Raw genomic sequence first — 15,213 nt, 5'->3', positions numbered from 1 at the left:
TTTATGAGTTTGTGATAGGCAAGGAAACTCTAAAAGTGGTTCCTTTTCCGTAAGTTGATTCAAAGGTAATTGTTCCTTTGTAATTTTCGATGATGTTTTTGATAATTCCGAGTCCAAGTCCCATTCCGCTTGTTTTGGTGGTAAACTTTGGTTCGAAGATTCTACTGATATCTTGTTTCTGAATCCCAATTCCGTTATCTCTTACTGCGATTTCGACATTGTTGTTTCTTCTTTTCACGGTAACCAAAATTGATTTATGAAACTGACTTTCCGGAATGGCCTGCGTTGCATTTTTAACCAAATTGGTAATAACGCGAATCAATTGTGTACGGTCCATTTTAGAGATAATTTCTTCTTCTTCACTTTCAAAAACAATATAATCTTCGTTGAAAATATCCAGTGAAAGCTCAACAACCTCAACCACATTCAAAGTTTCATTTTGCTGAGCCGGCATCGAAGCAAAATTCGAAAATGCCGAAGCCACCGCTGTCATGGTATCAATTTGCTGAATTAAGGTTTCAGAATAATCGTTTAGTTTCTGTTTTACATCTGGTGCTGTTGGATCAAACTTGCGTTGAAAACTCTGCACCGTTAAACGCATTGGCGTAAGCGGATTCTTAATTTCGTGTGCTACCTGTTTTGCCATTTCGCGCCACGCTTCTTCACGTTCACTTTGAGCCAGTTTTATAGCACTGGTTTCGAGTTTGTCGACCATTCCGTTGTAAGCTTTTATCAGGAAGTTGACTTCTTTGCTATTCGCTTCCAGAACGATTTTCTCGTTTTTCTGATCCAGATTGGTTTCTTCTAATCTGTCTGAAATGGTTTTTAATGATTTTGTGATATAAGTTGAAAGGAAATAGGCCAAAGCAAAAGCCACAATCAACATAAAGGAATACACCTGACTTAAACGAATCAGGAAAGTATTTAATTCGTTGTCATAATAACCATCATCTTCTAAATACGGAAGGTTTAAAATTCCGAGAGGTTTAAATTTTTCGTCTTTAATTAAACTATATGAGGATCTGTTTTTGACTCCGTCAATGGTTTTAATGTCAACAAAACGTTTTTCGATAGAAGACCGAACCAGTTTCAATATATAGTCTGGAACCGGAGGCGCTACTTTATCAACCGCAAAAGATTCTTTTGAGGATTTCAGCAGTTTTCCGTCAAGACTGTAAATATTGATTTCGATTTTGTGAATTTGGGCCAGTTCATGAATTTTATCTTTAAAAATCAAATCTAGATTGGCCGTTTTTAAAGGATAAGTTGTGGTTGCCAGAACGTAATTGATATGTTCTTTTACCGCATTTTCTTTTCGTTCTAAACGTTCCTGATGATATTCTTTAGCTTCATTTTTAAATTGAATAATCGAAATGGAAGCCAATAAAAAAGATGCCACAACAATCAATACAATCATCGACAGGAAAATCCTTGTTCGTAATGAAAGCATTGACATTTTTAGGTTGTTCAGCATTTGTTTTTGTTTGTTTTGTTTCAGGTTTCAGGTTCTGTTGCGGTTGGCAACTTGAAACCTGAAACTAAAAAAACTATTTTCTCTCTCGAATTCTCTTGTAGAACCTAAAGCCCAACATGATTAAAACCGAGAATAAAATAATCCCGATTACACCGAAAATCCAGTTGATGGCACTTTTTAAAACTACTAAAAATACAACGGCAAATAGTATAATTGTAGCGCCTTCATTCCATAAACGCATGAAGTTGTTAGTATATTTTACCTCATCGTTTTGAAGCTGTTTGAAAATCTGGTGACATTTTCCGTGATATAAATATAAAAGAAAAACGAAACATAATTTTACATGCATCCACGGCATTTTCATCCATACATGACCTGCATCTGTAAAGAACAGCATCCAAAAAGCAAAAACACTTGCCAAAACTGCCGATGGCCAAGTAATAATATACCACAAACGATAGGTCATTATTTTGTACTGTGCTTGTAAAATTTCCTTTTCAGGAGATGGTTTTTCGTTGGCTTCTATTTGGTACACGAATAAACGTACAATATAAAACAAACCCGCAAACCAAGTTATTACAAATATAAGATGCAGTGATTTTAAGTAGTTATAATATTCCATGCTTTTTGTTTAAGGTTTCAAGTTTTTTTAAAGTTGATTATGCTCAACAATCTTTACTCTTTACTCTTTATTCTATTTAGCCCAATCATTAATCCAGTTACTCACAGTCTGGCACCATTCATCATCATCATTCAAACACGGAATTGCCAAGAATTCTTTTCCTCCGTTTGCTTCAAAATCTTCTTTGGCACGCATGGCGATTTCTTCCAGGGTTTCTAAACAATCAGAAACGAAAGCCGGGGTTACTACCGCTAAATTTTTGATTCCTTTTCCCGGCATTTTATCAATTTCAACATCAGTATAAGGTTCTAACCATTTGTCTCCTGCTAAACGAGATTGAAAAGTAAGACTGTATTTATCTGCCGGAAGTCCTAATAATTTCACGACTTGTCTTGTAGTTTCATAACATTGGTGGCGATAACAAAAATCATGCGCGGGTGAAGGTGTGTTGCAACATGAACCATCGATTTTACAATGTGATTTTGTTACATCTGTTTTGCGAATATGACGCTCCGGAATTCCGTGATACGAAAACAATAAATGATCATAATCAAAGCCAGCTAAATGTTTCTGAATAGAATCGGCTAAATTCTGGATGTAATCTGGTTTGTTATAAAATGCAGGAACATCGGTAAAAGTCATTTGTGGAAATTTCTTTTTACGAATTTCTTCGGCTTTAACCAAAATAGTCAAAGTTGATGCCATTGCGTATTGCGGATATAACGGAAAAAGCATTACTTCTGTCACGCCTTTGTCATGCAGTTCCTGAAGTCCTTTTTCGATCGTCATGCTTCCGTAGCGCATTGCCAATGCAACAGGAACATTTACTAAAGGCTGTACTTTCTTTTGCATTCTTTCAGACAGCACTACTAACGGAGAACCTTCTTCCCACCAGATTTTAGCATATGCATGTGCTGATTCTTCCGGTCTTTTTCTTAGGATAATACCACGAACTAAAAAGGCTCTTAACAAATACGGAACATCGATCACGTATTTATCCATTAAAAATTCGTCTAAGTACGGTTTTACATCTTTTGTAGTTGGACTTTCTGGAGATCCTAAGTTTACTAATAATACGCCTTTCATTTATTCTTTGCTTTAGGCTTTAAGCTCTAGGCTTTAAGCATTTTATTTATTTTTAAAAATTTCGTCAAAAGTATTGCTTGCTACTTTTTAGAAATATGATAATTATTACTTTTTATTTATTGTTCAATATCGAAAATTGATTTCTGGATATTGGCGCACTGATTTAACGGGTTTAACAGGTTTTCGCAGATTTAAAATTCGTGCTAATTTGTGAATCCCGATAGCTATCGAGAGTGGCGGACAAAAACCTAAACATTCGTATTAATCGACATCAAATATTTTTTTGGAGTTGTCGCAAACTTCTTTTTGAAAGCCGCTATAAAGTGACTTCCGGTACTGTAGCCAATTTTTAAACCTACTTCGTTTACATTATAAGATCCGCTGTCGAGAAGTTTTCGGGCAAAATCCATTTTATAGTCAAAAAGGAAACCATAAACCGTATCTCCGTAAATTTGTTTGAAACCCATTTTAAGTTTTTTCAAATTCAAACCAATTTCATCTGCGAGTTCTTGTAATCCGGGCGGTTCAGCCATATTGGCGATGATAATTTCTTTTGCTTTTCGAATCTTCAAAACGTTATCTTCATCAATCAAAAACGGACATTGTTCTGCGTTTGGATCTTCGGTTCTGTTAAAATACAAACTCAACAATTCGTATCCTTTTCCTTTATAATAAAGGTTTTTTATGGATGGATGAAGGTTGTAATGAAACAGCTGGCTTAGCACAATAGCCATAGAAGGACTAATATTTCCTTCGTTATAATATTTTTTGTCCTTATTATCAGGACTTAAAAAAGTAATATAATCTGCTTCTGCAGAAAACAACGCGTGAAATTTCTTGATCGATACAATTACAGAAATGACCCATGAATTTGGAGCCAACTCTAAATTCAGCGGTAATTCTTTTTGTGGATTGTATAAAAGCAGCGATTTTTCTTCCTTTAAATCTAAAGCGTAAGTGCCTTGATTAAACAAGAATTTAGCATTGCCTTTTATCCCGAAGTGAAACTGTATCAGACCACTACCAACTTCATGCTGTCCAAAAAATGGTTCTGAACTATCGTTTTGAAAACGAATAAGCGTAAAGTCGTCTTCAATTTTTATAATTTCCTGAGAACTCATAGCGATATTTTTTTAAAACTAAAATCATAATAAATTGGAAATGTTATTTAGAATCACTCTAAACAAATCATTTCTAACAACTTGATTTTGCTACAAAAATACTTCTTTTTGCATAAAAACAGACGTTTAGAAACAAAAAAACATGCAGCGATACAAAAAGTACTTTTAGCGTTACTTTTATAAACACTATAATGATAATTTTGTTGCACTTTTATGAAAGTAGATTTATGGAAAACAATAACGCACCGAAACACCTATATTTTTATTCAGTTGGTCTGAGTTATAAAAAAGCTGATGCTGAGGTTAGAGGTCAATTTAGTTTGGATGCAGTTGCAAAAACGCGTTTGCTGGAACAGGCTAAAACAGAAGGAATAGAAAGTTTAATTGTCACTTCGACTTGCAACAGAACCGAAATCTACGGTTTTGCCGAACACCCTTTTCAATTAATAAAACTTATTTGCGATAATAGTAACGGATCTGTAGATGCTTTCCAAAAAGTGGGATTCGTTTATAAGAATCAGGAAGCTATAAATCATTTGTTTCGCGTAGGAACTGGTTTAGACAGTCAGATTTTGGGAGATTTTGAAATTATATCTCAAATCAAAACCAGTTTTACACATTCTAAATCAATGGGTTTAGCCAATACTTTTATGGAAAGATTGGTAAATGCCGTGATTCAGGCGAGCAAAAAAATCAAGAACGAAACAGAAATTAGTTCTGGAGCGACTTCAGTTTCTTTTGCATCGGTTCAATACATTATTAAAAATGTGGAAGATATCGGTAATAAAAACATTTTACTTTTCGGAACAGGAAAAATTGGAAGAAATACTTGTGAGAATCTGGTAAAACATACCAAAAACGAACACATTACTTTAATCAACAGAACGAAAGACAAAGCTGAGAAATTGGCCGGAAAACTAAATTTGATTGTTAAAGATTATTCAGAACTGCATTTAGAACTTCAAAAAGCTGATGTTGTGGTTGTCGCAACTGGCGCACAAAACCCAACGGTTGATAAAGCGATTTTAAATCTTAAAAAACCTTTATTGATTCTGGATTTATCGATTCCGAAAAACGTTCATGAAAATGTAGAGGAATTAGAAGGTGTAACTTTGATTCATATGGATTATTTGTCTCAATTGACAGATGAAACTTTGGAAAACAGAAAACTACATATTCCTGCTGCCGAAGCAATTATTGAAGAAATTAAAGAGGAATTTGTAACCTGGACAAAAGGACGAAAATTTGCTCCTACTATAAATGCTTTAAAAGAAAAACTGAATGCTATTAAAGTTTCAGAATTAGATTTTCAAAGCAGAAAAATTGCAGATTTTAATGAAGCCCAGGCTGAAATTATCAGCAACAGAATTATTCAAAAAATCACTACACATTTTGCCAATCACTTAAAAGACGACGACACCATGGTCGATGAAAGCATCGAATGGATCGAAAAAGTCTTTAAAATAAAAGCATCTTAAAAACATAATTTTCCACCATATAAGTTATATAAGTTCATTTAACTATAGTTATTTACGCATTGCTTAAATTTACTTATATAACTTATATGGTGGAGAAAAAGTAAAACATGGCTGAAAAAACAATCAGAATTGGAACCCGCGATAGCGAATTGGCACTTTGGCAAGCACATACTGTCGAGAAAAAATTAAACGATTTAGGTTATAAAACCTCAATTGTTGCGGTTAAATCTCAAGGTGATATTATTCTGGATAAACCTTTGTACGAACTTGGGATTACCGGAATTTTTACTAAAACTCTTGACATTGCTATGATTAACGGCGATTGTGACATTGCAGTTCATTCGATGAAAGATGTTCCAACGGCTTTACCAAAAGGTATTGTTCAGGCTGCGGTTTTAGAAAGAGCCAATGTTTTGGATATTTTAGTTCATAAAGGAAATCCTGATTTCGCAAATCCAAGTACTATTGCAACCGGAAGTTTACGTCGTCAGGCACAATGGTTCAATAAATACCCAAATCATACGGTGGTTGATTTACGTGGAAACGTAAACACGCGTATGCAAAAACTACAAGACAATAATTGGGACGGAGCTGTTTTTGCTGCTGCAGGTTTGGAGCGCATTAACCTAAAACCAGGAAATTATATCGATCTTGATTGGATGATTCCGGCGCCGGCACAAGGCGCAATGCTGGTTGTGGCGATGGAAAATGACAATTATACACTTGATGCACTTTCGCAATTGAACCATATCGAAACTGAGATTTGTACCTATATCGAACGTCAGTTTTTAAGAACGCTGGAAGGCGGTTGTACCGCGCCAATTGGGGCTTTGGTTCGATATAATGAAGATGAGGACACTTTGCATTTTCAAGGCATTTTACTTTCTGTTGATGGAAAGCAAAAATTGGAAATCGAAAAAACCGTTGATATTTCAGAATGGAAAAAATTAGGTTTTCATTCAGCACAGGAAATTTTAAACAATGGCGGAGCCGAATTGATGGCATCTATTAAAGAATCTTTAAAAAAATAAATGAGTAAATCAATTCAAATATTATCTACAAAAAAGCTATCGTGCGAACAAAAACAAGCATTGATAAAAGCCAATCTTGAAGTTATTGATACTGATTTCATTCAGACTCAAAATAAATCTTTCGAGTTAAAAGACCTCAACGACAATTTGATTTTTACGAGTCAAAATGCGGTTCATAGTGTTTTATCTGATCCAAAATCAGAACAGCTCAAAAGTAAAAACGTTTTTTGCGTTGGTTTAAAAACAAAAATCCTTTTATCTGAAAGTGGCTTTAATGTTGTCGCTTACACAGGTTATGCTTCAGATTTAGCCGAAATTATCACTTTGATTTATGGACGTGAAAGCTATACTTTTTTCAGCGGAAACCTTCGCAGAGAAACATTGCCTCAGGCTTTAAAAGAAGCCGATGTAAAATTCAACGAGATTAAGGTTTATGATACTTCATTAACGCCCCAGAAAATAAAAAGTGCTGTTGATGCAATTTTGTTTTTAGTCCTTCTGGCGTTGAAAGTTATTTGAAAGAGAATACGATCAAAAAAGAAACCTGCTTTTGCATTGGAGAAACCACCGCAGAAGCTTTACATAAAATCACAAAAAACATCATCATTGCAGATCAGCCAACAGTTGAAGATGTAATTGAGGATGTAATTGAAGAATATAAATAAGATAACAAACAAACCCGACAGGTTTTAAAAACCTGTCGGGTTTAAAATATAGAAACTCATGTTAAAAAACGACCTATTTTTAAAAGCACTTAAAGGAGAAACTGTTCAACGTCCGCCAGTATGGATGATGCGTCAAGCCGGAAGATATTTACCTGAATTTATCGCTTTGCGTGATAAATATGATTTCTTTACCCGTTGTCAAACTCCTGAATTAGCAGCAGAAATCACAGTTCAGCCAATTCGCAGAATCGCCCCGGATGCTGCTATTTTATTCTCGGATATTTTGGTTGTTCCGCAAGCAATGGGAATTGAAGTGTTGATGAAAGAAAATTTTGGTCCGTTTTTGCCAAATCCTATTCGTTCGTTGGCAGATGTTCATAGAGTTTACGTTCCGGATATTCAGGAAAGTTTAGGCTATGTAATGGATGCCATTAAATTGACTAAAGAAATGCTGAACGATGAAGTGCCATTAATTGGTTTCGCTGGTTCGCCTTGGACAATTTTCTGCTATGCTGTTGAAGGAAAAGGCTCTAAAAGTTTTGATACTGCAAAAGGTTTCTGTTTTTCAAACCCGGCTGCAGCACATACTTTATTACAAAAAATTACAGATACAACCATTTTATATTTAAAAGAAAAAGTAAAAGCAGGAGTTGATGCCGTTCAGATTTTTGATTCTTGGGGAGGAATGCTTTCTCCGGTTGATTATCAGGAATTTTCATGGAAATACATCAACCAAATCGTTGAAGCTTTGGCTGATCACGCTCCGGTTATCGTTTTCGGAAAAGGGTGTTGGTTTGCTCTTGGCGAAATGGGTAAAAGTAGAGCTTCAGCACTTGGAGTAGACTGGACATGTTCGGCTAGAAATGCACGCTACTTGTCTGGTGGAAATATTACTTTACAAGGAAACTTCGATCCATCAAGATTACTTTCTCCAATTCCAACCATTAAGAAAATGGTTCACGAAATGATCGACGAATTCGGAAAAGATAAATATGTTGTAAATTTAGGTCACGGAATTTTGCCAAATATTCCTGTAGATCACGCAAAAGCTTTTATTGACGCTGTTAAGGAATACGGAAATTAATATTCAGTTTTTCGATAACGTTTTGCTTTCCTGCAAGGTTTCCAAAACCTTGTAGGTCTGTTTAGGTAAATTACGAAATTTATACTAATGGAAACAAACTATACCTACAAGGTTTTGGAAACCTTGCAGGAAATGTAACAAAGAAAAAATGCTCAACAAAGGCCTAAGAGATAACGAAAGCATCAGAATTGACAATATCCTGAAGACATTGCGCTCGCTCGACTTTGTACCTCAGCCATTGACCAATGATACAAAATCAGATATCGAAAATCAATTAAAAGAATTCGGTTTAAACATTCAAACATTAATTGATTATCAAAATGAAGAACTGATTACATTATTAGTTCGCTGTCATTTAGATTTCAATCAATTAGAACTATTTGCTGATTTTTTGATGGACTTTTCTAAAGTCGAAAACTACAATTTTGAACATAAAGCTTTGGCTATTTATCAATATATTCAGCAGGAAAGCAAGGTTTTTTCTTTTGGGATAAATGCTAAAATCGCTTCGGCAAAAAACAAATAAACATGAGTTTTACAGATTGGAAAATAGAAACGATTAACAACATTCTTCCGGAAGAGTTTTACAGCCTTATCGAAAAGAATAAAAAACACATCGCTAAAACATTTCCGGTTACTTTAGAACACGCTGCAGATTTAGAAAAAACCAAACAATTTATTGCTTTAAACCAGGATAAAGAAAACCATAAAGAAGGATACTTTTTTTACCCAAGGGATATAAATACCAATGCTTTGATTGGCTATTTATGCATAAAAAGCATTGATAACCAAAAAGCAAAATGCGAATTGGGTTATTTTGTTGATGAAGATTATCAGGGAAAAGGAATTATCTCCAAATTGGTTTCAGAAACATTAGCTTTCTGTTTCAATACTTTAAAAATGAACAAGGTTTTTATCTGCACTTCAAAAATCAATACTGCAAGTCAGCAAATTGCTTTGAAACATCATTTTAAACAAGAAGGAATATTACGAGAGGAATTTAAAAGCAGCGACGGAACATTAGAAGATGTCGTTTATTTTGGATTGTTAAAATCAGAATACAATACTCATGAAAGATAAATTTTACGCATATATACAAAATCTACAAGACCAAATCTGTGCCGGATTAGAAGCTGTTGACGGAACTGCAAAATTCCGTGAAGATCTTTGGAAACGCCCGGAAGGTGGCGGTGGAAGAACACGCGTTATTGAAAACGGAGCTGTTTTCGAAAAAGGCGGTGTAAACATTTCAGCCGTTCATGGAAAATTGCCTGAAGCAATGCAGAAAATGTTTAGCGTTGGCGAAGCAGATTTTTTTGCCTGCGGATTAAGTTTAGTTATCCATCCTAAAAACCCTATGGTTCCTACCGTGCACGCCAATTGGCGATATTTTGAAATGTATGATGAACATGGAAAAGTAATCGAACAATGGTTTGGCGGCGGACAGGATTTAACGCCTTATTATTTGTTTGAAGAAGATGCAACTCACTTTCATCAAACGTGTAAAACCGCTTGTGACAAACATAATACTGAGTTTTATCCAAAATATAAAAAACAATGTGATGCTTATTTTTGGAATGCTCACAGAAATGAAGCCCGCGGAATTGGCGGTTTGTTTTTTGATTATTGCAAAGCAAATGAATCAATGACAATGGAAAACTGGTTCAATTTTGTATCTGAAGTTGGGAATAGTTTCTTAGAGGCTTATGTTCCTATTGTTGAGAAAAGAAAAGCATTAGCCTATACTCCAGAAAACAGAAATTGGCAGGAAATTCGTCGTGGCCGTTATGTTGAGTTTAATTTGGTTCATGACAAAGGCACGTTATTCGGTTTAAAAACCAACGGAAGAATTGAAAGTATTTTGATGAGTTTGCCTCCACATGTGCAATGGGTTTACGATCATCATGCTGAAGCGGGAAGTGAAGAAGAAAGATTAGTAAATGTGTTGGAAAATCCGCGTGAATGGGTTCATAATTTAACTAATATCCATTAACACAGAAACATATATTTAAATTGTAATTTAGAGATTCTCTTTCAAACAAATTTTGAGGCAAGGGAAAGTAACATCAAATTAATCTAAAATTTAAAATATTATGACAAAAATAAACCAGACACAATTAGAACGCATGCATTCCGGTAAAGGATTTATCGCTGCATTAGATCAAAGTGGTGGAAGCACGCCAAAAGCATTATCGCAATATGGCGTTGAAGAAAGCAGTTATGCAAATGATGAAGAAATGTACACACTTGTGCATGAAATGAGAACCCGAATTATTAAAAGTCCTGCTTTTGATAGCGAATATATCCTTGGTGCTATTTTATTTGAAAATACAATGGACCGTAAAATTGACGGACAATGGACCGCCGATTATTTATGGGACAACAAAAACATAGTTCCGTTTTTAAAAGTCGATAAAGGACTTGCTGATCTTGCAAATGGCGTGCAATTGATGAAACCTATTTCAAATTTAGATGAATTATTAACTCGTGCTGTAGAAAGAAATGTTTTTGGCACTAAGATGCGGTCTCTTATAAAAGAAGCAAATGTCGTTGGAATTCGTGAAGTAGTCGAACAGCAATTTGCCGTTGGTAAACAAATCTTCGAAAAAGGACTTGTACCAATCATTGAACCTGAAGTTGATATTTATAGTGCTGATAAAGAAAAATCAGAAGAAATTCTAAAAGAAGAAATCAAAAAACAACTTGACTTATTAGATAAAGATGTAAAAGTAATGTTGAAATTGTCTATTCCAACTGTAGATGACTTTTATAGTGAATTGATGTCTGACCCGCATGTTGTGCGTGTTGTGGCTTTGTCTGGCGGGTATGCTCAGGAAGAAGCCAATCAAAAACTGGCGCAAAACCACGGATTGATTGCAAGTTTTTCCCGCGCATTGTCTGAAGGGCTTTCTGCTGGTCAGTCTGATAATGATTTCAATAATATGCTTGGTAAAACAATTAAAGAAATTTACGCTGCTTCTATTACATAAAAAGTTACAATATAAAATAGGCTTGTAGATTTAGAAGTAGTATCTCAATCTAAAATCTACAGTCTAAAATCTTAAATTAAAATATTATGTTCCCATTACAAAGAAACCGCCGTTTAAGAACAAATGAATCAATTCGTTCATTAGTTCGCGAAACTAGTTTAAGTCCGCAGGATTTTATGCTTCCGATGTTTGTTGCAGAAGGAAAAGATGTAAAAGTTGCTATTCCCTCAATGCCTGGCATTTATCGTCATTCATTGGATAATACGATTAAAGAAGTAAAGGAAGCTTGGGATTTAGGCATTAAAGCGGTTAATATTTACGTAAAAGTAAGCGACAATCTTAAAGATAATAAAGGTGTTGAAGCGTGGAATAAGGATGGTTTAATGCAACAAACCATTCGTGCTATAAAAGATGCCGTTCCGGAGATGATTGTTATGCCGGATGTGGCTCTTGATCCTTATTCAATTTATGGTCATGACGGAATTATAGAAAACGGTCAATTGGTAAACGATGCTACTGTTGATGCATTAACCCGAATGAGTTTAAGCCACGCTGAAGCCGGAGCCGATTTTGTAGCGCCAAGCGACATGATGGATGGACGCGTTTTGGCGATTAGAAAAGCATTGGAAGAAAACGGACATCACAATGTGGGAATCATGAGTTACAGTGCAAAATATGCTTCGGCATTTTATGGTCCTTTTCGTGATGCCCTGGATTCTGCTCCGGTAGATTCTCAAAATATTCCTAAGGATAAAAAAACATACCAAATGGATTATGCTAATCGAATTGAAGGAATTCGTGAAGCTTTATTGGATGTTGAAGAAGGTGCTGATATTGTAATGGTAAAACCCGGAATCGCTTATTTGGATATTGTTCGAGAGGTAAAAAATGCCGTTCATGTACCGGTTGCGGTTTACCAGGTATCTGGTGAGTACGCTATGGTAAAGGCCGCAGCAGAAAGAGGATGGTTGGATCATGACAAAATTATGCTAGAGCAACTTTATTGCATTAAGCGTGCAGGAGCAAGTATTATATCAACTTATTTTGCAAAAGAAGCTGCAGTAATTTTAAATAAATAATAATGAAGAAAGAAGTATTATTCTTATCTGCTGTATTAGTTTTAGCATCCTGTAAAAAAGAAGTAGCCGAAAATACCGATCAAAATTCAACAGAATCTTATTCTGAAGGAGAATCGGCGAAAGCCAAAACACCTGAAGCTTTAGGAAAAGAAATTTTTGAAGGAAAAGGAAATTGTACTGCCTGCCATCAGGTTGATCAAAAAATAATTGGTCCGAGTATTCAGGAAATTGCCAAAATGTACAAGGATAAAAATGCAGATATTATTACGTTCCTGAAAGGAAACGCAGAACCAATTGTAGATCCAAGTCAATTTGATGTTATGAAAACCAATTTTCCGGTTACAAAAGCAATGTCTGACGAAGAATTAAAAGCTATTGAAACTTATATTTACAGTAATCTTAAGTAAATCAAATTTATAAATACAAAAAGGGCGCTAAATTAGCGCCCTTTTCTATATTATCATTTTACCAGATTTTAACTCGTTTCTCTGGTTCAATATACATTTTATCTCCTTTTTTGATTCCGAATGCCTGATAAAAAACATCCACATTCTGAATAGGAACAATTGCTCTGTACATTCCCGGCGAATGCGGATCTGTTTTTACCTGATTCTTAATAGCTTCGTCTCTTGATTTTGTTCTCCAAACCGTAGCCCATGAAATAAAGAAACGCTGTTCCGGAGTAAATCCGTCAATTAAACCCGGATTTCCATTTTCTTTCAGGTACAATTGCAAACCATCATAAGCAGCATTCACTCCTCCCAAATCACCAATGTTTTCGCCTAACGTAAATTTACCATCAACATGAATTCCCGGTAACGGTTCCAAGGCACTGTATTGATTAGCAAGAGCCGTTCCTAATTCTGTAAATTGTTTTAAATCATCAGCCGTCCACCAGTCAACAAGATTTCCATCTGCGTTGTAACGTGCACCCGAATCATCAAAACCATGTGAGATTTCATGCCCGATAACAGCACCAATTCCTCCATAATTTACTGCCTCATCAGCCTGGTAATTATAGAATGGCGGTTGTAAAATAGCTGCAGGAAACACAATCTCGTTGTATGATGGATTGTAATACGCATTTACGGTTTGTGGCGACATTCCCCACTCCGTTTTATCAACCGGTTTTCCTAATTTGGCAACACTTTCCTGATAACTCCATTTTGATACATTTTTTATATTTTCAAAATAGGTTCCTCCTTCACTAACATTTTTTATTTCTAATGCTGAATAATCTTTCCATTTATCAGGATAACCAATCTTAATCGTAATTTTATTTAATTTTTGAATTGCTTTTTCTTTGGTTTCCTTAGACATCCATGGCAATGCGTTGATACGATTTTGATAAGCCAAAATCACATTCTGAATCATTTTTTGTGCTTTCTCTTTTGCTTCAGCAGGAAACAATTTCTCAACATACAGTTTTCCTAAAGCTTCACCGGTAGTCTGATTGATTACTTGTAGCGCTAATTCTTCTCTCGGACGTTGCTTTAAGGCTCCTGTTAATGTTTTTCCGTAGAAATCAAAATTTGCATTTTCAATTTCTGTCGTTAAAGTTGATGTAGATTTATTTAATGCACACCATTTTAGATATTCTTTCCAGTCTGCTACTTTTTTTCTGTGAAAGTTTTTTCCAAAGCTGCCATATAACGTGGCTGCTGCACATTTACTGTATCTAGTTTTGCCATTCCAATTCCGGCAAAATATTTATCCCATTGAATCGAAGGTGTAGTTTTCTTTAAATCAGCAATAGCAGTTGGGTTGTATTGTTTTCTGCGGTCTCTGCGCTCCACACGATCCAGTCTTGGAGCAGACATTTCAGTTTCAAGAGCCAAAATTTGTTTTGCACTTTCTTTGGCCTTTGCAGGAGATTCTCCAATAAACTGCATCATTCGTGCAATATGAAGTTCGTATTTTTCACGTTTTTCTTTAGAGTCTTTATCATCAGAATTGTAATAATCCTTATCTGATAATCCCAAACGTCCCGGACTAATATTTACAGCATAAACATTACTGTTTTTTGCATTTGCTCCAATGTAAATACTAAAGAAGCCAATTCCTCCCTGAGGTTCCATTTCAATTAAGAAATTTTGCAGATCCGCAACGTTTTTAATTGCATCTATTTTCTTTAAATAAGGCGCAAGCGGTGTAACTCCTCTTTTATTTCTGCCAACTGTATCAAGAATTGTATTATATAACGCAACCGCTTTTCCCTGATCTGTATTCGATTTGTATTTAGGATTTTTGGAAGCTTCTTTTAAAATAGCCAATGAATTATCATCTGTTCGTTGACGCAATTCATTAAAACTCCCCAGGAAGTTCGATCACTTGGAATCTCGGTTTTATCTAACCAGGTTCCGTTTACGTAACGAAAAAAGTCTTCTCCCGGACTAATTTTAGTATTCATGTATGAAACATTAATTCCAGGTTCGGTGGTATTTGCCTTTTGAGCCTTAACTGCTGTTAATGATAACATTGCCGAAAAAGCACAAAATAATGGTTTGCTAAGTTGCTTATTCATTTTTGTGTATGTTTTTAGTCTATCTACAAACATATTGCTATTATTTCAAACTTTATGTT

General features: G+C 35.2%; 13 protein-coding genes and 2 pseudogenes. 10 read left to right on the top strand and 5 right to left on the bottom strand.

Annotated features, from left to right (window positions below; genetic code table 11):
- Position 1: 1 nt before the first annotated feature.
- The 4 genes from ACZZZT_RS03010 to ACZZZT_RS02995 form a co-directional block, all read right to left on the bottom strand.
- The gene (locus ACZZZT_RS03010) at positions 2–1,417 is read right to left on the bottom strand and encodes an ATP-binding protein (RefSeq protein WP_082036914.1); all 1,416 of its coding nucleotides are present in this window, start codon (positions 1,415–1,417) and stop codon (positions 2–4) included.
- A 130-nt stretch (positions 1,418–1,547) separates the two neighbouring features.
- Positions 1,548–2,096, bottom strand: a complete 549-nt coding sequence (locus ACZZZT_RS03005) for a CopD family protein (protein WP_463459361.1) — start codon at positions 2,094–2,096, stop codon at positions 1,548–1,550.
- 72 nt (positions 2,097–2,168) lie between these two features.
- Entirely contained in the window at positions 2,169–3,182 is a 1,014-nt protein-coding gene (gene hemH / locus ACZZZT_RS03000) for a ferrochelatase (RefSeq protein ID WP_463459360.1), read from the bottom strand.
- A 248-nt stretch (positions 3,183–3,430) separates the two neighbouring features.
- Positions 3,431–4,303 carry a helix-turn-helix domain-containing protein gene (locus ACZZZT_RS02995; protein ID WP_042563598.1) on the bottom strand — a complete coding sequence of 291 codons (873 nt, stop codon included), beginning with the start codon at positions 4,301–4,303 and terminating at the stop codon, positions 3,431–3,433.
- 227 nt (positions 4,304–4,530) lie between these two features.
- Here ACZZZT_RS02995 and hemA point away from each other — a divergent pair, with 227 nt between their 5' ends.
- The 10 genes and pseudogenes from hemA (at position 4,531) to ACZZZT_RS02945 (ending at position 13,037) form a co-directional block, all read left to right on the top strand.
- Positions 4,531–5,781: a glutamyl-tRNA reductase gene (hemA, locus tag ACZZZT_RS02990; protein WP_042563599.1), complete on the top strand. Its 1,251-nt coding sequence runs from the start codon at positions 4,531–4,533 to the stop codon at positions 5,779–5,781.
- A 107-nt stretch (positions 5,782–5,888) separates the two neighbouring features.
- Positions 5,889–6,812 (top strand): hydroxymethylbilane synthase, encoded by a 924-nt coding sequence (gene hemC / locus ACZZZT_RS02985; RefSeq protein WP_463459359.1) that lies wholly within the window; start codon positions 5,889–5,891, stop codon positions 6,810–6,812.
- Positions 6,813–7,477: pseudogene (locus ACZZZT_RS02980) on the top strand (uroporphyrinogen-III synthase).
- Positions 7,478–7,535: 58 nt separating this feature from the next.
- Entirely contained in the window at positions 7,536–8,561 is a 1,026-nt protein-coding gene (gene hemE / locus ACZZZT_RS02975; RefSeq protein WP_041520396.1) for a uroporphyrinogen decarboxylase, read from the top strand.
- Positions 8,562–8,709: 148 nt separating this feature from the next.
- On the top strand, positions 8,710–9,087 hold the full coding sequence (locus ACZZZT_RS02970; protein WP_463459358.1) for a hypothetical protein: 378 nt from the start codon (positions 8,710–8,712) through the stop codon (positions 9,085–9,087).
- Positions 9,088–9,089: 2 nt separating this feature from the next.
- On the top strand, positions 9,090–9,641 hold the full coding sequence (locus tag ACZZZT_RS02965; protein ID WP_463459357.1) for a GNAT family N-acetyltransferase: 552 nt from the start codon (positions 9,090–9,092) through the stop codon (positions 9,639–9,641).
- Positions 9,631–10,554 (top strand): oxygen-dependent coproporphyrinogen oxidase, encoded by a 924-nt coding sequence (hemF, locus tag ACZZZT_RS02960; protein WP_463459356.1) that lies wholly within the window; start codon positions 9,631–9,633, stop codon positions 10,552–10,554. The genes ACZZZT_RS02965 and hemF overlap by 11 nt, the downstream gene beginning before the upstream one ends.
- Before the next feature lie 109 nt (positions 10,555–10,663).
- Complete coding sequence (locus tag ACZZZT_RS02955; RefSeq protein ID WP_463462373.1) at positions 10,664–11,551, top strand: fructose bisphosphate aldolase; 888 nt, start codon at positions 10,664–10,666, stop codon at positions 11,549–11,551.
- A gap of 86 nt (positions 11,552–11,637) precedes the next feature.
- Positions 11,638–12,630 carry a porphobilinogen synthase gene (hemB, locus tag ACZZZT_RS02950; RefSeq protein WP_302094057.1) on the top strand — a complete coding sequence of 331 codons (993 nt, stop codon included), beginning with the start codon at positions 11,638–11,640 and terminating at the stop codon, positions 12,628–12,630.
- A 2-nt stretch (positions 12,631–12,632) separates the two neighbouring features.
- Positions 12,633–13,037: a c-type cytochrome gene (locus tag ACZZZT_RS02945; protein ID WP_463459355.1), complete on the top strand. Its 405-nt coding sequence runs from the start codon at positions 12,633–12,635 to the stop codon at positions 13,035–13,037.
- A 58-nt stretch (positions 13,038–13,095) separates the two neighbouring features.
- Here the strand turns inward: ACZZZT_RS02945 and ACZZZT_RS02940 are convergent.
- Positions 13,096–15,154 (bottom strand): annotated as a pseudogene (locus ACZZZT_RS02940) (M13 family metallopeptidase).
- Positions 15,155–15,213: the final 59 nt, after the last annotated feature.

The sequence above is a fragment of the Flavobacterium sp. AC274 genome, assembly GCF_979258275.1.
Note: the sequence above shows the minus strand (reverse complement) of the source record. Positions and strands in the feature narration are given on the sequence as shown.